Here is a 17,791-nt window from a genome sequence, read left to right on the forward strand (position 1 = left end):
TCATGGCCTCCGCTCCTCTGACCGTGAGCGTCGTCGCGGCCGACCACGAAGTGTGGTCGGGCCCGGCACGCCAGCTGATCGCGAAGACCGTCGACGGCGAGATCGGAATCCTGCCCGGCCACGAGCCGATGCTGGCCATCCTCGCCGCCGGTGAGGTCCGTGTCACGCTCGAAGACGGCTCGAAGATCGTCGCGAACGCTGAAGACGGCTTCCTGTCGGTCGAGAACAACACCGTCACCGTCGTGGCCGGCAACGCCACGCTCGTGACCAGCTCCTGATTCGGTGCTGATCCTCCTTCCCCCTTCGGAGACGAAGCGGGACGGCGGCGACGGACGAGCCCTGGACACCGCCCTGCTGCGGTTTCCAGGGCTCTCCTCGTCCCGGAATGATTGCCTCGACGCCCTGGTGTCGCTCGCCGCCGATGAGGCTGCGACGGTGAAGGCTCTGAAGCTCGGCCCCAAGCAGCTCGGCGAGGTCCAGCGCAACCGCGTGGCGGCGACGTCAGCGACGATGCCGGCGATCGACCGGTACACGGGGGTGCTGTACGACGCGCTCGAAGCCGCCACACTCCCAGCAGACGCGCGACGCTTCGCCGCTCAGCACCTGGTCGTGCACTCGGCGTTGCTCGGCCCGGTCGGCGCGCTCGATCCCATTCCGGCCTATCGGCTCTCCCACGACTCCAGGCTCCCGGGGTTCGTGCTCAAGCGGCACTGGGCGGGGCCCGTCGCCCGCGAGTTGAACGCCGTCCCGGGTGTCCTGTTGGACCTGCGCTCGGAAGGCTACGCAGCGCTCGGGCCGTTGCCGGACCGCGTCGGTGCCGTCTACCTGCGCGTGCTCACGGTCGGCGACGATGGCCGCCGTCGCGCGCTCAACCACTTCAACAAGCAGGGCAAGGGCCGTTTCACCCGCGCGCTGTTGGAGGCCGGCGTCGACCACCCTGATGTCGACTCGTTGCTCGACTGGGCGCGAGCGACCGGGTGGGTGCTCGACGTCCACGCCCGTGCCGACGACGGTCGGGTGACCGAGCTCGCCCTCGTCGTCTGACCCCTTCGGATCAGGGAGCGCTCTCCGAGCGCCAGCAGCCGACGAGGTGGTCGTCGACGAGCCCTCCGGACTGCATGAGGGCGTACATCGTCGTCGGGCCGACGAACCGGTAGCCGCGCTTCCGCAGGTGGGCGCTGAGCGCGGTGGACTCGGGGGTCACCGCAGGCACCTCGGTCCACTGGGCGAACCGGGCCGGCCGTGACGGGGGAGCGAAGCTCCAGAGGAGCTCGTCCAGGTCGTCGCCCAGCTCGAGGGCGGTGCGGGCATTGCCGATGACCGCGTTGATCTTCCCGCGGTGCCGGATGATCCGGGCGTCATCGAGCAGGCTCTCGACATCAGCCTCCGTCATGGCTGCGACGGCGTCGAGGTCGAAGCCGTGGAACCGTTCCCGGAAAGCCGGTCGCTTCCGGAGGATCGTGATCCAGGAGAGCCCCGCCTGGAACCCTTCGAGACTGATCTTCTCGAAGACCTGCCGCTGTCCGTGGAGCGGCACGCCCCACTCCTCGTCGTGATAGCGCTGGTACTCCGTGTCCGTCCCGGCCCAAGCGCAGCGGGTCAGGCCGTCGGTGCCGACGATGGTCGGGGAGGCTGGACTCATCGGCGGTATGGGATCCCTTCGTGGTCGAGGAGCCAGCGTTTGGTGGCCGGTCCGTCTCCGCCAGAATAGCCCGTCACGATCCGCCCGGTTCCGAGGACGCGATGACAGGGGATGAGGAGCGCGATGGTGTTCGCCCGAACCGCCTGGCCGGCCGCCCGGCCGCCCTGCGGGGCACCGGCCGCGGCCGCAAGGGCGCCGTACCCGATGGTGTCGCCGAACGGCACTTCGCCGAGCGCCGACCAGACCGCCTGCTGGAACGGCGTGCCGGTCGTGACGAGTGGGAGGTCGAACACGGTGCGTCGTCCGCGGAAGTACTCGTCGATCTGCTCCGCGGCGTCGAGGAGGACCGCGGTGGGGCGTTCGTCCACCCCGTCGAGTGGGAGTCGCCCGTGGTGCTCGAAGCGCACGGCTGAGACCGCTTCGTCGACGGAGCGGAGCTCGATCCGCCCCACCGGTGTCGGCATCCTGACGAAGCCCTCGGTGGTCGGGTCGGCGATGACGGAGCAGGGGAGTACGGGATCGGTGATGGTGAGGTGTGTGGTCATGCACCGAGCGTAGGAAGCCCGTGATCGGCGCGATGCGTCACGTGGGCCTGGCCGCGGCGTCGGGGGCCGACGGGTGCCTGTGGAGGACGCTCGGGCTAGCCTGGATGCATGTCTGATCTCAGCTATCGCCCGCTCGGTCGCAGCGGCCTCCTCGTCTCAGCGGTCGGCATCGGCTGCAACAACTTCGGGCGCGAGGGCACGGTCACCGAGAGCCTGGACGGCACGCGAGCCGTCGTCGACGCGGCGATAGACGCCGGGGTCACCCTCTTCGACACCGCCGACATCTACGGCCGGGAGTACGGGCTGAGCGAACGACTCCTCGGGCAGGCGATCGCCGGACGGCGGGATGAGATCGTCCTCGCGACCAAGTTCGGCCATGTGGACTACGAGAGCCCGATCCCGAACTGGGGTGCCAAGGGCTCCCGTCGCTACATCCGGCTCGCGGTCGAGGGTTCGCTCCGCCGCCTGCGCACTGACTGGATCGACCTCTACCAGCTGCACACGCCAGACCCGTTCACGCCCATCGAGGAGACGATCGCCGCCCTGGACGAACTCGTCCACGAGGGGAAGATCCGCTACGCCGGCCACTCGAACTTCGCCGGTTGGCAGCTGACCGAGGCGGACTGGGCGGCTCGCACCGCCGGCCACCCGGCCTTCATCTCGGCCCAGAACGAGTACAGCCTGCTCGTCCGGGGCGCCGAGCGCGAGCTGTTCCCGGCCATGCGCGCCGCCGGCGTCGGCTTCCTCCCGTACTTCCCGCTCTACAACGGCCTGTTCACGGGGAAGTTCTCCCGCGACGGCGGGCCGGCGGACAGCCGCATCATGCGCCAGCGCAAGCACCTGCTCGACGCGGCGCCCTGGGACGCGATCGAGGCCTACCAGGCCTTCTGCGACGAACGCGGCATCTCCATGCTGGAGGCGACGTTCGGCTGGTTGCTCGCCCAGGACGGGCTCTCGAGTGTCATCGCCGGCGCGACCACTCCGGAGCAGATCCGCGCGAACGCCGCGGCCGGTTCGGCGTGGTCGCCGACCGCCGAGGAAGCGGCCTGGATCTCGGACCGCTTCCCCGTCGGTTGAGGCGCCCGGTCAGTCCTTCGAGCGGCGCTGCTTCGGGTCATGCTGCTGCGGGCCCGGGGACGCGGCCGATGTTCCCGGGGCGTCCGGGGAGGCGAGCTGCCGGAGGTCGAGTTGGGCGGTCATCGTCCCGAAGTGCTCCGTGACCTGTTCGGAGACCTGATCCGACAGCTGTTCGCTCACGTCCGCTGAGACGCTCTCGGTGAGCTCTGCGGCGAACAGGCGACGTTTCGCCCGCTGCTCCCGTCGCACCTCGATGCCGAAGGCCTTGAACGAGGAGACGCACATGAGGATGATCACGACGCTGAACGGCAGCGCCGTGATGATGGCCGCCGTCTGCATCGACGCGAGCCCGCCCGCGATGAGCAGCGAGATGGCCAGGAGGCTCGTCACGAGCGCCCAGGCGATCCGGACCCGGTTCCGCGGCTCTGTCCCGCCGGTGGTGAGCATGCCCATCACGAGCGATCCCGAGTCGGCCGAGGTCACGAAGAACAGGAGGATGAGCAGCAGAGCACCGACGGTCGCGATCGATCCGCCGGGGAGGCCTGCGAGCATGTTGAACAGGGCGGTGTTGAGATCCACCGGGCCGTCGGCGCCGCTGAAGTCACGACCCTCGAGCGACTGCATGATGGCGGTGCCACCGAGCACGGCGAACCAGAGGAAGGTGACGAGGGTCGGGACGAGCAGGACGCCGAGCACGAACTGCCGCACGGTGCGCCCCTTCGAGATGCGGGCGATGAAGACGCCGACGAAGGGCGCCCACGACATCCACCATCCCCAGTAGAAGGTCGTCCACGAGGACTGCCAGGCCTCGCCCGCAGCACCCTGGTACGCGGAGACGTTGAAGGTGAGTCCGACCACGTTCTGGAGGTAGGCGCCCATCGACTGCACCCATTCGCGCAGGAGGAACAGCGTCGGGCCGGCGAACAGGACGAAGAACAGGAGGAGCCCGGCGAGGATGAGGTTGGTGTTCGAGAGCCACTTCATGCCCTTGTGCACACCGGACACGAGGGAGAAGATCGTGACCCCGGTGATCACGAGGATGAGGATGACCTGGGTGAGGATGTTCGGCTCGGCGATGCCCGTGTAGCCGAGTCCTGCGGAGATCTGCAGCACACCGAGCCCGAGTGAGGTCGCGACGCCGAAGACGGTGCCGATGACGGCGATGGTGTCGATCGCGTTGCCCCAGCCGCCCTGCACGCGCTTGCCGAGGAGCGGTTCGATCGCCCAGCGGATCGACATCGGTCGTCCCTTCCGGTGCACGGCGTAGGCCAGGGCCACGCCGACGACCGCATAGATCGACCAAGCGTGCAGGCCCCAGTGCAGGTACGTCTGACTCATCGCCTGCTGGGCGAGGGACTGCTCGGACCCCGTGACGCCGGGACGCGGCTCGAGGAAGTGTGTCAACGGTTCACCGACACCGTAGAAGACGAGCCCGATGCCCATGCCGGCGGCGAAGAGCATGGAGAACCAGGACAGGAGTGAGAACTCCGGTTCGTCGTCGTCCTTGCCGAGCTTGATGTCGCCGAACTTCGACACGGCGAAGACGATCGCCACGATGACGAAGGCCGCGACGAGGAGGACGTAGTACCACCCGAGGCCACCGATGATGCCGGACTGGATCGCGTTGAAGACGGACTCCGCCTGCTCCGGGAGCAGGATCGAGAACAGCGCGACACCGAGGATGACGACGAGGGAGGGCCCGAGCACCCAGGGGATGACCTTCGCGGGGGCGTCACCGGCCGCCGCGTCGGAGGTGGGGATGGTCTTCGTGCTCACGTGTGCGCTCCTCGGGCCGGGCGGGCGACCTTGCGTCGCCCCGATCATCAAGGGTAGGGAGCAGCGGCGATCCGGACAACGTTGCGGTGGGAGCCCTGGTGTGCAGTCCCAGTGGGAGGGTCGCTCGCGGAGCTCGGCGCGTCGTGGGGCCGTCCATGCGGCCACTGAGCGAATCCGTCCCCCACTCGGGGCACGGATTCGCGGGAATCGACACCGTACCGCGGGAATGTCGGGCACAATTGCGGATGACCATGCAGGAGGATCCGTGCCGAGAACACCCCGCGACCGACGACGTGCCCGGACGGCCGTCGCCCTCGGCGTCGTCGCCGTCCTCCTCGCCGGCGGTGCGCTCGCGGTGTCGCTCGTGAGCCGTGTTCCGAACGCCGCCGCTGGCCCGTTCGACGGAGCGCAGTTGTACGTCGATCCGTCCTCGCTGGCCGCTCGCGCCGCCGCGGCCGATCCGGCGGCCGCGACCGAGGAACCGACGACGTCCGCCACGGCCGGGACGAGCGGTGGTTCGAACGGCGACCCGACCGATGTCGCCCAACAGCTCGCAGCGGCGGAGCGGCTCGCGGCGGAGCCGACCGCGATCTGGCTCGTGCCGGAGCGCTACCCGATGGGAACCGTCCGGGACACCGTCTCCGAGATCGTCCGGTCCGCCGAGCGCTCCGGCTCCATGCCGGTCTTCACGGTCTACGGCATCCCGGAGCGGGATTGCGGCAACCAGTCCGCAGGTGGGCTGTCGAGTGACGAGTACCAGGACTGGGTCGCCGAGATCGTCGCCGCCGTCGCGGATCACCGCGTCGCCGTCATCCTCGAACCGGATGCCGTCGCGCTCGCACCGGACTGCGGTGACCGCACCGCGCGGATGCGGCAACTGGAAGCCGCGACCGAGCAGTTCGCGGACGCATCCGTCCCCGTGTACCTTGACGGCGGGCACTCCGACTGGCGTCCGCCCGCCGAGATGGCCGAGCTCCTCCGGGAAGCCGGTGTCGCCGACGCCACCGGCTTCGCCACCAACGTCTCCAACTACAACACGACCGAGGACGAGATCGCCTATGCGGAGGAGCTGAGCGGCCTCCTCGACGGCGCCCATTACGTGATCGACACCTCTCGGAACGGCAGCGGCTCGAACGGCGAGTGGTGCAATCCGTCAGGCCGGACGGTGGGACAACAGCCCCTCACCGCGCAGGCCGAACACCTCGACGCGAACCTCTGGGTGAAAGCCCCCGGAGAGAGCGACGGAGCGTGCAACGGTGGCCCCCTTGCTGGGGTATGGTGGCCGGAGCAGGCCGTGCAACTGGCCAAGGGATTCAGCGCGTGGTGAGTCGGGACCGGCCACATCCGGCACGTCGCTGACGGGTGGAACGGGTAGGGGCATCGTGACCGAAGAGCTGAGCGAACGTCGTACCGCGGTCGTCATCGAAGACGACGCGGACATCCGCCAACTGCTCGAGACCGTCCTGGAGCAGGCCGGCTTCGAGACGGTGTCCGCAGCGAACGGTCTCGACGGAGTGGAGGCGGTCCGGACGCACAACCCCCTCGTCACGACCCTCGACGTCAGCATGCCGGGTATCGACGGGTTCGAGGCTGCCAAGCGCATCCGCGCCATCAGTTCCACCTACATCGTCATGCTCACCGCGCGCGGCGACGAGATCGACACCCTGCAGGGCCTCGACTCCGGCGCCGACGACTACATGACGAAGCCGTTCCGTCCGCGCGAGCTCCGTGCCCGCATCGAGGCGATGCTCCGTCGGCCTCGCGCGAACGGGGATGCTCCGGCCGTCGCCGCTGTGGCACCGGCACAACCGGCTCCGACCGCGGTGGCGCCGGCTGCAGCCGCTCCGGCCGCGCCGGCCCAGGTCGCCACGCCGCCGCTGCAGCAGCAGATGTCGTCGCCCGACCCCACGATCGTGCACGAGAACGTCGCGCGTCATGTCGCGCCCGTCGGTCAGTCGGTCGTCCCGATCATCATGCAACCGGCCGCCGCGGCGCCTGACGACGGCGAGGGGTGGCTCGTCCACCGCGGTCTGAAGCTCAGCTCGGCGACCCGCATCGTCGAGGTCGACGGCACCGAAGTGGACCTCACCCGGAGCGAGTTCGACCTGTTGCAGGCACTCATGGAGTCCCGTCGTCGGGTGCGCAGCAAGGCTGATCTCGCGCTCATGCTCCGTGGCGAGAGTTACATCACGGCCTACTACGTCAGCGAAGCCGACAAGCGTGCGATCGAGGTGCATCTCGCCAACCTGCGACGGAAGCTCGCGGACAGCACGGTCGCGCCGCGGTTCATCGAGACGGTGCGCGGCGTCGGCTACCGCATGACCTCCGACGACTGAGAACGCCGCGGTCCCGACCGCGACGCAGGCTCACCGGCGACGAACGACGCCGGGTGGCCGGAGCTCAGGATTCCGCCGCGTCCGCCGCGTCGAGTTCGAGCAGCCGGTCGCAGCTCCGACGGCCGACCTCGTCGAGGGCGCCGTGGATCTCGCGCGCGCGTTCGAACTGCCCCAGCTCGATCGCCCGGAGCCCGGCACTCGCGAGTCCGGACACCCCGATCACGCCGAGCATGACGCTGGAGGAGCGGATGCTCAGGAGCACGACCTTGGCCTCGTCGGCGTCGTCGGCGTCGAGAGCCGCTCGCAGACGCGCCAGACGGACGGGCCACATCTCGACGTAGGTCTGGACGAAGCGACGACGACTGCGCAGGTCGCCCGAGAGTTCTCGGAGCAACCTGCGCAGTTCGTCGGCGTCGACCGTGCCCGGGTCGGGGGAGGTCACACCCGGTAGCCGCGCTGACGACGGATGAGCTTGCCGAACATGCTGAGCGTCTGGAGCACGGTGATGACGCCGAGGACCGGCCAGCCCGCCCAGAGGATCGTGGACTGGACGACGGGGGAGAGCTGGGTCCAGGCGGCGACGATGGCGATGATGGCGGCGAGGACGAACAGGAGCGGCGCGAGGTGCGCGTTGCCCGAGCCTCGCTCGGCCTTCGCCTGCTCGGCCCAGTTGTCGACCTTCTTGTTCGACGCGAACTTCGACCAGGCTCGGATGAAGTGCCCCATGCGGATCCACATGTAGAACTCGGCCGGGAAGACGAGGACCGCGAAGAGGATGTCGCGCACGTTCCGCTTCTTCATCGAGAGCGCGATACGCAGGTTGAGGAGGATCGCGATCAGCGGTGGGATGAGCCACACCGGGCTGAACACGAAGGCGTGGATCGACAGCGAGCCGGCGAGCAGCACGACGAAGAGGATGCGCGTGACCATGTTGAGGAGCATCTCCGCGTTCTCGAGCCACCGCAGTCGGAGGTTCGGGTGGAACGGCTGTCCCTTGGTGTCGCCGCGCTGGCCGGGCCACATGAGCTCGATCGCGCCGTAGTTCCACTTGACCTGCTGGGCGTCGAGCGAGCGGACGGTGGTCATGCCACCGACGTCGGCACGGGCGCGGGCGCTGATCTTCGTGAGGTAGCCCGCGCTCTTGATCTGCAGCGACAGGAGCGAGTCCTCCACCTCGGAGTCCTTGACCCACGGGGTGGACTGGTGGTTCTGCTCCATGGCGTCGCGCAGCGCCTGGACGGAGAAGATCGAGTACTGTCCGCCGAGCACGGCCATGTTGCGGCCCCGGAGCATGTTCTGCATGTTGAACGCGGCGAACTGCGTGCGCTGGCCGGCGATGAGGAACGCCGGGACGATCTGCTTCTTGAACGGCTCGTCGTCGATCGAGAAGATCGCGGAGATGCCGCCGATGCGACTGTCCGAGACGATCTCGGCTTCGAGCGACTCGATCGCGGTCGGGTCGGCGACCGTGTCACCGTCGACGCCGAGCAGGTAGTCGTAGCCCTCGACGAGCGTGAAGCCGTAGTTGAGCGCGCCCACCTTCTTGTCGGGGTTCTTCCCGATGTCGTGGATGAACACCTCGGTGAACTGCTCGTAGCCGTCCTCGTCGACGCGGGAGTGCGGGCCGGCGTAGGGCGCGGCGACGTCGACCGACCGGTCCGTGGTGTTGTTGATGACCACGTGGATCACATCGGGCATCCGCGTCTGCTCGAGGAGGGACGCGAGCACGGCCGGCAGCGACTCCTCCTCGTTGTAGGCGGGGATGATGCACCCGATGGTCGCGCGGTACTCGGGGAGCGAGTTGACCGAGTCGATGAACTCGTTGGCATACGCTTCAAGTTCGGGTGCGAGAAGCGGCTGCGTCTGAATGTACCGAGGGTCAGGCTGCTGGACGTTGGGCCGAGCGTTGTCCGGTCGCGCTTCGAGATCTGACATCAGGGGTCCTGTTCCGAGAGGGTCGAGTGCAGCGGGTCGCGCTGCAGTTGCAACTCTGCCGCGTTCGGCGCGGCTTTCGCGCGTGAATGCGATAGCGTCGCCTCAGGATTTCCTCAAGATTCGCCCTGGCCCCAGTTCGTGGGTCATGCGGACCCGCGAGGACCACTCGATCATCCCTCCGAAACCCGTCAGGAGTCTCATGTCGATCCACCCCAGCCCGGCCCGGAACCGGCGCGTGCAGCACGTGCTCCAGGCTGCGACCGCCGCCGTGCTCGTCCTCGGTCTGAGCGCGTGCGGTACGCCGCCCTGGGAGGAACCGGGTGCGCAGCCCACGACCTCGCCGAGCGCCTCGAAGACGCCGAGGCCCACGGTCAGCGCCATCACGAACGAGCTCGCGAGCGGCAGCGCCAAGCACACGCTGACCGCCGGAGCGGCGACCCTCACGGTCGACTACTGGTCCACCCTGTCGATGGACGCGTGGACCGCCGACGTCAACAAGCCCGTGAGCTTCTCGCTCAGCGGCGTGCTCAACCCCGACGACCTCCAGGCGCTCTACCTGTCGCGTGTGACGCTGACCACGACGGTCCACGGGCCGAAGGGGCAGCTGGAGTCGCCTGCGCCGTTCACCGACCAGTCGACGGTGGCGCCGGGATATCTCATCAAGGCGCCGTACAGCTACAGCCAGACGTTCGTCCTGCCCGAGGTGGACAGCGCGGCGACCGGCGTCACCTTGACGATCACCTACGAGCTGCTGGTGCAGGCGACGCCGACGTCCGCCGAGTATGCGAAGCAGACTGCGGTGGACACCCTCACGATCGCGATCGCCCCGCGCGGCTGACCGAAGTCCCGCGGAGCCGTCAGCGGCCCGTCGGCGACGATGAGGCGAGGACCGCGCGGTTCCCGCCGGCTGCCGCGGCACGCAGGCTGGCGTCGCCGGCGGCGCGCGTGAGGACGGCGACGTCGTATCCGAGGTAGTCGGTCAACGCGATCCCGATGCTCGCCGTCGGGCGCAGGCGCGGTGTGGTCTCGACGGGGTGGTCGAGCAGACCGTCCTGGATGCTCTTGGCCGCCTGGAGCGCGACGTCGGCATCCACCGCGGGGGTCGCGATCAGGAGACACCCGGCGCCGTCCTCGCCGATGTCGGAGAGCGTCGGACCGTATCGACGGACCGAGGAGATGAACCCCTCGGCGACCTCACTGCTGAACGCCGCTCCGAACGCCGTCGTCATCTCATCGAGGTCGTCGAGTCGGACGTGGAGGATCGCGAGCTGCTCGTCGTGGAAGTTGGCCCGCTCCAGCCAGTCCTCGACGATGCGGACGAAGGACTCCTGGAGGAGGACGTCGTCACCCGTGTACGCGACGATGCTCCCGTGCCGTCGGCTCGCCGGCGCGGCCCGCTCCGCACGCAGTACGGAGAGCACCACGGTCGCGACGATCAGGAGCGCGATCAGCAGCAGCGAGGCGGCCACGGTCCCGAAGAGCGTCGTGAACAACGCACCGTCCGGCCCCTCCACGAGGAGTGTGATCAGCCGGGCTGCGAAGAACAGGGACGCGATGCCGAGCACGATGGTGAAGCCACGGGTGGTCGGGTTGTCCCGCATCGCGCCGACGAGCGTCTCCGCGGTGCCGAGGCCCGCGAACAGGGCGATGCACAGGAACGTCGCAGGCGCGCCCGCCCAGGGGCCTCCCGAGGGCCCGGCAGCGAGCGCGGCGACGATCGTGACCGCCGTTCCGACGAGCGAGACCCAGAGCAGACTCGATTTGCCGTTGAAGAGCCGTGCGCCGGACCACAGGGCGGCGATGCTCAGCACATAGCCACCGTTCCCGGCGGCGGTCGCCCACCAGGCCTCCTGGCTGAGCGCGCTGACGACGTAGGAGAAGCTGGTGAACATCCCGGCCATGTAGGACACGGACCACACCCGCCCGCTCGCGTCGTCCTTCCGCATGAAGGTGTTGACGATGAACGTGGCGCCGCAGACGAAGATCACGAGCGCGTTGATCACCGCGACGGTCTCGCTGTCGAAGGTCATTCGGTGCCGCCTCTCGGAATACGGACCACCGCGGTCGTGCCCTCACCGAGCACGCTGTGGACGGTGAGGTCGCCGCCGTGCAAGCGGACGATGTCCCGACTGATCGCGAGGCCGAGACCGCTGCCGTGCACCGTGGAGTTGCGGACGAGGTCGGAGCGGAAGAACCGCTCGAAGAGCTTCGGCTGATCCTCCTCGGAGATGCCGATGCCGGTGTCGCGCACGATGACCCAGGCGGTGTCGCCCTCCGCGGTGACGCCGACGCTCAGCTCCCCGCCGTCGCGGTTGTACTTGATGCCGTTCGAGAGCAGATTGTCGACGACCTGCCGGAGGCGGAACGGGTCGGCGAAGAGCGGCACGGTCTCCTCGTCGTGGCGCACGATGCTGATGCTCCGTTCGGCGGCCAGGTGCGCCAACGACTCGACCGACCGGTCGACGATCTCCCGGAGCTCGCACTCGGAGCGTTCGAGCACCATGGTCCGGTTCACGTCGCGCGAGGCGGCGAGGATGTCCGCGATGAGTTCGAGGAGTCGATCGCCGTTCGTCTGGGCGATCGTGAGCTGCTTCGCGACCCGCGGGGGGAGCCCGGGGTCGTCGAGGGCGAGGTCGAGGTAGCCGAGGATGGACGTCAGCGGCGTCCGGAGTTCGTGCGAGACGGAGGCGACCAGGTCGTCCCTGGCGCGGATCGCGTTGATCTCGCTCGTGACGTTGCGCGAGACGAGCACCGTGCCGTCGTATCCGCCTTCGTGGTCGTAGAGGCGGCGGGAGGTGAGGGCGAGGGCGATCCGCTCGGTGCCGGGGGCGCCGAGCCACACCGTGAGGTTCTCGAACTCCTCACCACGACGTGCGCGGATGTACGGCTTGTCCTGCGGCTGGAGGAGGGTCAGTCCGTCCTCGGCCCACACCGGGAGTGCAGGATTGACGTCGGACAGCTCGCCGACCTCGTCCTGCAGCCGCGTCTGGAACCGGTTCACCATCGCTCTGGCTCCGATGCGGTCGAAGCGGACGACGCCGAAGTTCACGGCGTTCAGGATCTCCGCGAGGCGGCTCTCCTGGTCTTGCGCGCGACCCAGGGCGGTCTCGAGCTGGCCGGCCTGCTTGTTCAGCAGCACGCGCTGCGCCTCCGTCCGCTTCGCCGTCATCGCGGTGGAGACGGCGACGAACGCGAGGACCGTCGGCAGGATGACGAGCGCCGGCAGGTTGGCGATCGTGATCTGCCCCGGTGTCATCGCCAGGGTGGACCAGCTCGACGTGCACACGAGCACGATGGCGGTGACGGCGCCGGCGAGGCCGAAGGCCGTCGCCATCCAGATGGTCGGGAAGACCCAGAGGAGGCCCGCACCGATCAGTGGCTCGCCCTGCCGGATGAGTGCGATGGCGATGATGTCGAGGATGGGAAGCACGATGAGCAGGCGCGGTGCCTGGTGCCAGGGCACGATCGGTGCGAGTGCCGTGGCGATGAACGCCAGGATCACGCCGACGTAGAACAGGACCGAGTTCTCGTCGACGCCTTGGAACAGGAGCGTGGCGAACAGGATCGCGACGACCGCGAGGCCGAAGAGCAGCTGTGGGAAGGCACTGTAGCCGGTCATCCGGCCGACGCGTCGGGGGACCTCGACCGCGTGCGGGCCCGTTCTCGTGGGGCCGGTGTCCGAGCGACCCGGTGCCGAGGCGGTGTCACCCGACGTCGACGGGCCGGACGGGGGAGTCCGTTCTCCGGTCGGCTTCGCGGGCATGGGTCGAGCGTACCTCTGTCGGGGGGTGGCGGAGCGTGATACGAGGGACGGCTTGCGCTGGCGCGGGAGAATCCCCCTAGCGGGTGCCCCAGTCGTAGAGCTGCTTGTGCAGGCGCAGATAGACGAAGGTCTCGGTTCCGGAGACGCCGTCGACGGTGCGGATCTCGTCGTTGAGCAGCGCGATCAGTTCCTCGTCGTCCTCGCAGACCACTTCGACCAGCAGATCGAAGGAGCCGGCGGTCAGGACGACGTAGTCGACGGCGGACAACGCGGACAGGCGGTCCGCGACCACTCGCGTGTCACCGGTCACACGGACACCGATCATCGCCTGCCGGGTGAAGCCCAGCTGCATCGGGTCGGTCACCGCGACGATCTGGATGACGCCGGACTCCGTGAGTTTCTGCACCCGTTGCCGTACGGCGGCCTCACTGAGCCCGACGGCCTTCCCGATCTCGGCGTAGGAGCGACGTCCGTCGGTCTGGAGCTGCTCGATGATCGCCTTCGACGTGTCGTCGGGCGGCGCCGCCTTCGCCGGTGCATCGGAGCTCGCTCGTGTCATGCGTCGATCATGACAGCGCAGACGGGTCGCGGCAAGCGGATCCGCAGGGCCGACCGATCCCGGCGTCCGGATCCGTCGTCGCCGATCCCCGGACGGAATCCGCCGAGCCGGGTGGGGCGGTCCTGCGGTCGGCCGGTACCGTACTATCGTCGAGGGTGCATCAGCCACCGCCAGCCGTATTAGAGGAGCAGACGTGACCGAGCACGGGCAACGGACCGTCACGCTGCCCGGCGGGCGTCGAGTCTCACTCGCGTGGGCCGGCATGACCGATGTCGGCAAGCGGCGCGAATTGAACGAGGACGCCTTCGTGGCGCTCCCTCCCGTGTTCGCCGTGGCCGACGGCATGGGTGGGCACTCCGCCGGCGAGGTCGCGAGTGCGGCGGTCGCGCACCGCCTGACCAAGGCCACCGAGGGAGCCGAGATCCTCACCGTCGACGGCCTCGTCGACGCGCTGCGCATGGCCGTCGCGGACATGATCGACACCGCGGAGGAGGGCGAACTCGGCATGGGTACGACCGTCACCGGTGTCGTGTTGACGGCGGACGAGGGCGAGGGTCGCGTCGCGGTCTTCAACATCGGCGACTCCCGGGTGTACCGCCTGCAGGAGGGCGAGCTGGTCCAGGTCACCGAGGACCACTCGATCGTCCAGGAGCTGATCCGCGCAGGGGCGATCAGCCCGGAGGAGGCGGAGTTCCACCCGAACAGCAACATGATCACCCGGGCCGTCGGTCCGTCGGACGACCCCGTACCTGACGTCGAGCTCTTCCCGATCGAGACCGGTGCCCGATGGCTCGTCTGCTCGGACGGGCTCACGAAGGAACTCACCGACCACGGGATCTGGTACTTCCTGACGGAGGGGGCCACGCCGGTCGACGCGGCCGAACTCCTCCTACGTGCCGCCCTCGACAACGGCGGACGCGACAACGTCTCGGTCATCGTGCTCGATATCGCGGCGGTCGACGAGGCCGTGGACGAGAGCGTCGAGCAGCCCTCCTCCTGAGCCCGCTCCACAGCCGCTGCTCGCGCGGGCTTCGCGCCCGGTCGGACCGTCCCGTCAGCCGGTCAGGGCCGCTGGGTGCTCCACTGGAGCCATGAGCCCTTCGGACGTGACGCCCTCCGCGACCAACTCGCACCGGCCCGCGACGACGTCGGCCCGCCTCCGTGCCCCCAGCCCGCCGGCAGAGCCGCCCACCGGGTCGCTCCCGATCCTCGCAAGTCTCGCCCCGGTCGTCGGGTCGGTCGCCCTGTTCGCGATCACCGGCTCACCCGTGACCCTCGTCTTCGCCGCGCTCGGGCCCCTCATCGCCGTCGCCGGCTACATCGACGCACGCTGGACCAGACGGCGGCGCGGACGACGGGCGCGTGCGGCGTACGACGCTGCGACGCAGGAGCTGGAACAGGACGTCGCGCGAGCGCATGCCGAGGAACGCGAGGAACTGCGAGCACTCCACCCTGCCGGTCGGCTCCTCGACGTCCTCGACGGACCTGATCGCGCCAGGTGGCGGGTGCCGGAGGCCCGCCGCACGCTCGTCTGCATCGGGCGAGGGGAGACGAAGAGTGCCGTCCGGGTGGATGCCGGGGCCGACGACGACCGGTGGGCGTGGGCGGCACGGCTGTCCGAGGCGCCGGTCGTGGTCGACGCGGTCGAGGGGATCGGCATCGTCGGTGGCAAGGTGTTCGCGCGCGCGGTGGCACGCAGCGTCCTCCTGCAGCTCGCCCGACAGTTCCCGCCGCAGGCAGCGCAGTTCTCCGGGGACCCCGCGGCTCCCGACGACCGCACGTGGGCATTCCTGGAGGACCTCCCGCACCGCGCGGTCTCGGACCCGGTGGAGCCGGTGCGCGACGGGGGTGCGGCGGACCCGACGACCCTCGTCTCGGTCGTCGAGCGTTGGGAAGCGGTCGGGGCCACCGCGGGGCGCTCGGGAGGACGCCCACCGACCGGCGGTGTGCTCGTCGCCCTGTCCGACACCGTCGAGCTCATCCCCACCCGCTGCCGACACCTGCTCGTGCTCGGCGCCGACGGGCAGACCGTCCTCGCCGACGGGACCGGCGCCTCCTCGTCCGTGTCGGTGTCGCCGACCCTGCTCGCGGAAGCCGAGGCGGAGCACGTCGTCGGGGCGCTCACCGCAGCCGCACTCACGACGGGGGAGTCCCCGGCCCTCTCGAGTCTGCCGACCGACGTCGCCTTCGCGCAGGTGCATCCGGTGCGGGGCCGTCGCCCGCCGGCGGGATCCGACTGGCGGCCGGATGCGCTCCGGGTCGCCGTCGGCACCGGCGTCGAGGGCGTGCAGCTGCTGGACCTCGGGGCGGACGGGCCCCATGCGCTGGTCGGCGGCACGACCGGGAGCGGGAAGAGCGAGCTGCTCATCACCTGGATCACGGCTCTCGCCGCGCAGTGCTCGCCGCAGGAGCTCTCCCTGCTCCTCGTCGACTGCAAGGGCGGCGCCTCCTTCCAAGCGGTGGAAGCCCTGCCGCACGTGGTCGGGATGGTGACCGACCTCGAACCGGGAGCGGCGGACCGGGTCGTGTCGAGTCTGCGTGCCGAGCTCCGCCACCGCGAGCGTGTGCTCGCCGGACACGGGGCGCGGCACCTGCTCGACCCCGTGCTTCTGCCGGAGCATCGCCCGGCACGGCTCGTCGTCGTCGTCGACGAGTTCCAGGCGCTGCTCGACGCCAGCCCGCACCTCCATCAGGTGTTCGCAGACCTCGCGGCCCGCGGGAGATCGCTCGGCCTGCACCTGATCCTCTGCAGTCAGCGTCCGGCGGCGGTCGCCGCCGATGCCATCCTCGCGAACTGCACGCTCCGTCTCTCGCTCCGGGTCACCTCGCGCCCCGACAGCGCCGCGATCCTCGGTGTGCCCGATGCAGCTGCGATCCCGGCCGGAACACCGGGCCGCTGCATCGTCTGGAACGGCGACCGACGACTCGTGTTCCAATCCGCGGTCACGTCGTCCGACGACGTCCTCGCGGTGCGTGAGCGGTGGCGCGACGCGCCTGCACCTCGGCGACCATGGCTCGACCCCCTGCCGGCACGCCTGGCCTTGGGTGCCGTCTCGGCGATCGAGGCGGGACGTGCCGGAGGCTCGGAGAGCACCGGTGTCGACTGTCCTCCCGGGGAGGGCATCGTGTTCGGCCTCGCGGACCTCCCCGAGGAGCAGGCGCAACGCCCCGCGGTGTGGTGTCCGGAGCACGACGGCTCGCTGCTGGTGCTCGGCACCGGACGTTCCGGTCGAACGACCCTGCTGGACACGCTCGAGGTCGGCGCGCGCGATCGCTTCCGCGTGGAGCGCGTCGGCCAGGATGCCGAGCAGGCCTGGGACACCGTCATGGCGCTGTCGGATCCGCTCCGCCCGACCGAGCGCACCCTCCTCCTCGTCGACGACGTGGAGTCGCTCCTCGCCACCGCCGGGGACGAGCACGGCGCCGCCCTCCGCGACGCACTGCTGGGCCTGCTTCGAGACGGCGGCCGCCGCGGGATCAGCGTCGTCCTCGCCGCCTCCCGGCTCGGCGGTGTGGTCCACCGGTTCTCGGCTCAGCTGCGCAGCACGCTCGTCCTCCGCCTCGCCGATCGGCAGGATCATCTCGTCGCCGGCGCACCCGCCTCCTGCTTCGATCCACGCCGACCCGCCGGCCGCGCGCACTGGCAGGACACGGAAGTGCAGATCGCGCTCGCTCCACCGTCTTCGGCGTCTCCGTCCTCGGCGCCCGGGGTCCACCGCTGGCGGCCGAGCCCGGCACGCGCGACCGTCATCGTCACGCGCGCGACCGGAGCGGTCCGGGCGATGCTGCAGCGCTCGACCGGTACGGAGCAACGCGTGCGGCTCATCGAACCGGCGGCGCACCTGTTCCCGTCCGCACCGCTCGCGGGCGTCGCGGGCATCGAGAGCGACGTCCTGGAGGACGACGCCGCGATCGTCGTCCTCGTCGACCCCGAGACGTGGCTGTCGGGCCGGTTGGTCGTCGGGCGAGACCTTCCGCCGAGCACCGCCGGTGCCGACCTGGTGGTCCACGGCTGCTCCGCCGCCGACTTCCGACAGGTGACCAGGAGCCGTGAACTCCCACCGCTCCTCGGCTACGCGAGCGGCCGTGCCTGGTGGTGGCGAGCCGGACAGGAGGCGATGCGTGTGGACCTGCTCGGTTCCTGACCCGAAGGCACTG

Annotated in this window: 16 protein-coding genes; 8 read left to right on the forward strand and 8 right to left on the reverse strand. The window is 69.7% G+C overall.

Translation table 11 applies throughout. The features are described from left to right. Nucleotides 1–2: 2 nt before the first annotated feature. Both QRN44_RS15080 and QRN44_RS15085 read left to right on the forward strand, forming a co-directional pair. Nucleotides 3–278 (forward strand): F0F1 ATP synthase subunit epsilon, encoded by a 276-nt coding sequence (locus QRN44_RS15080; RefSeq protein WP_064295316.1) that lies wholly within the window; start codon nucleotides 3–5, stop codon nucleotides 276–278. Nucleotides 279–282: 4 nt separating this feature from the next. Next, the gene (locus QRN44_RS15085) at nucleotides 283–1,044 is read left to right on the forward strand and encodes a YaaA family protein (RefSeq protein ID WP_121291809.1); all 762 of its coding nucleotides are present in this window, start codon (nucleotides 283–285) and stop codon (nucleotides 1,042–1,044) included. A 10-nt stretch (nucleotides 1,045–1,054) separates the two neighbouring features. Here the strand turns inward: QRN44_RS15085 and QRN44_RS15090 are convergent, their stop codons facing one another. Both QRN44_RS15090 and QRN44_RS15095 read right to left on the reverse strand, forming a co-directional pair. Beyond that, nucleotides 1,055–1,642, reverse strand: coding sequence for a DNA-3-methyladenine glycosylase I (locus QRN44_RS15090; RefSeq protein ID WP_121291808.1), 588 nt, complete (start codon nucleotides 1,640–1,642; stop codon nucleotides 1,055–1,057). After that, entirely contained in the window at nucleotides 1,639–2,187 is a 549-nt protein-coding gene (locus QRN44_RS15095; RefSeq protein ID WP_285039539.1) for a methylated-DNA--[protein]-cysteine S-methyltransferase, read from the reverse strand. The genes QRN44_RS15090 and QRN44_RS15095 overlap by 4 nt, the downstream gene beginning before the upstream one ends. 108 nt (nucleotides 2,188–2,295) lie before the next feature. On the opposite strand from QRN44_RS15095, the gene QRN44_RS15100 reads away from it, so the two are divergent. Continuing rightward, nucleotides 2,296–3,264 (forward strand): aldo/keto reductase, encoded by a 969-nt coding sequence (locus tag QRN44_RS15100; protein ID WP_285039540.1) that lies wholly within the window; start codon nucleotides 2,296–2,298, stop codon nucleotides 3,262–3,264. Nucleotides 3,265–3,273: 9 nt separating this feature from the next. Here the strand turns inward: QRN44_RS15100 and QRN44_RS15105 are convergent, their stop codons facing one another. Then, on the reverse strand, nucleotides 3,274–5,088 hold the full coding sequence (locus tag QRN44_RS15105; protein WP_502928646.1) for a BCCT family transporter: 1,815 nt from the start codon (nucleotides 5,086–5,088) through the stop codon (nucleotides 3,274–3,276). A 217-nt stretch (nucleotides 5,089–5,305) separates the two neighbouring features. Between QRN44_RS15105 and QRN44_RS15110 the strand changes: the two genes are divergently transcribed. Together QRN44_RS15110 and QRN44_RS15115 are read left to right on the forward strand one after the other, a co-directional pair. Beyond that, nucleotides 5,306–6,367, forward strand: a complete 1,062-nt coding sequence (locus QRN44_RS15110; RefSeq protein ID WP_167620473.1) for a glycoside hydrolase family 6 protein — start codon at nucleotides 5,306–5,308, stop codon at nucleotides 6,365–6,367. Between the two features lie 55 nt (nucleotides 6,368–6,422). Next, nucleotides 6,423–7,376: a response regulator transcription factor gene (locus tag QRN44_RS15115; RefSeq protein WP_350310101.1), complete on the forward strand. Its 954-nt coding sequence runs from the start codon at nucleotides 6,423–6,425 to the stop codon at nucleotides 7,374–7,376. A 64-nt stretch (nucleotides 7,377–7,440) separates the two neighbouring features. Here QRN44_RS15115 and QRN44_RS15120 read toward each other — a convergent pair whose 3' ends face one another. Both QRN44_RS15120 and QRN44_RS15125 read right to left on the reverse strand, forming a co-directional pair. Further along, the gene (locus tag QRN44_RS15120; protein ID WP_079002750.1) at nucleotides 7,441–7,818 is read right to left on the reverse strand and encodes a hypothetical protein; all 378 of its coding nucleotides are present in this window, start codon (nucleotides 7,816–7,818) and stop codon (nucleotides 7,441–7,443) included. Then, nucleotides 7,815–9,311, reverse strand: coding sequence for a glycosyltransferase family 2 protein (locus tag QRN44_RS15125; protein ID WP_175117788.1), 1,497 nt, complete (start codon nucleotides 9,309–9,311; stop codon nucleotides 7,815–7,817). The genes QRN44_RS15120 and QRN44_RS15125 overlap by 4 nt, the downstream gene beginning before the upstream one ends. Nucleotides 9,312–9,510: 199 nt before the next feature. Here QRN44_RS15125 and QRN44_RS15130 point away from each other — a divergent pair, with 199 nt between their 5' ends. Further along, nucleotides 9,511–10,149 carry a hypothetical protein gene (locus QRN44_RS15130; protein WP_285039541.1) on the forward strand — a complete coding sequence of 213 codons (639 nt, stop codon included), beginning with the start codon at nucleotides 9,511–9,513 and terminating at the stop codon, nucleotides 10,147–10,149. 19 nt (nucleotides 10,150–10,168) lie between these two features. Here the strand turns inward: QRN44_RS15130 and QRN44_RS15135 are convergent, their stop codons facing one another. From QRN44_RS15135 to QRN44_RS15145, 3 genes are all read right to left on the reverse strand, one after another. Then, nucleotides 10,169–11,341, reverse strand: a complete 1,173-nt coding sequence (locus QRN44_RS15135) for a diguanylate cyclase domain-containing protein (protein ID WP_285039542.1) — start codon at nucleotides 11,339–11,341, stop codon at nucleotides 10,169–10,171. Beyond that, nucleotides 11,338–13,074: a sensor histidine kinase gene (locus QRN44_RS15140; RefSeq protein ID WP_121291802.1), complete on the reverse strand. Its 1,737-nt coding sequence runs from the start codon at nucleotides 13,072–13,074 to the stop codon at nucleotides 11,338–11,340. The genes QRN44_RS15135 and QRN44_RS15140 overlap by 4 nt, the downstream gene beginning before the upstream one ends. A 76-nt stretch (nucleotides 13,075–13,150) precedes the next feature. Beyond that, on the reverse strand, nucleotides 13,151–13,633 hold the full coding sequence (locus tag QRN44_RS15145; RefSeq protein WP_064295326.1) for an Lrp/AsnC family transcriptional regulator: 483 nt from the start codon (nucleotides 13,631–13,633) through the stop codon (nucleotides 13,151–13,153). 193 nt (nucleotides 13,634–13,826) lie between these two features. On the opposite strand from QRN44_RS15145, the gene QRN44_RS15150 reads away from it, so the two are divergent. After that, on the forward strand, nucleotides 13,827–14,633 hold the full coding sequence (locus QRN44_RS15150; RefSeq protein WP_285039543.1) for a PP2C family protein-serine/threonine phosphatase: 807 nt from the start codon (nucleotides 13,827–13,829) through the stop codon (nucleotides 14,631–14,633). A 91-nt stretch (nucleotides 14,634–14,724) separates the two neighbouring features. Further along, the gene (locus tag QRN44_RS15155) at nucleotides 14,725–17,778 is read left to right on the forward strand and encodes an FtsK/SpoIIIE domain-containing protein (RefSeq protein WP_285039544.1); all 3,054 of its coding nucleotides are present in this window, start codon (nucleotides 14,725–14,727) and stop codon (nucleotides 17,776–17,778) included. Nucleotides 17,779–17,791: the final 13 nt, after the last annotated feature.

The organism is Plantibacter sp. lyk4-40-MEA-4, from assembly GCF_030209415.1.
Taxonomy (GTDB): Bacteria; Actinomycetota; Actinomycetes; order Actinomycetales; family Microbacteriaceae; genus Plantibacter; species Plantibacter flavus_A.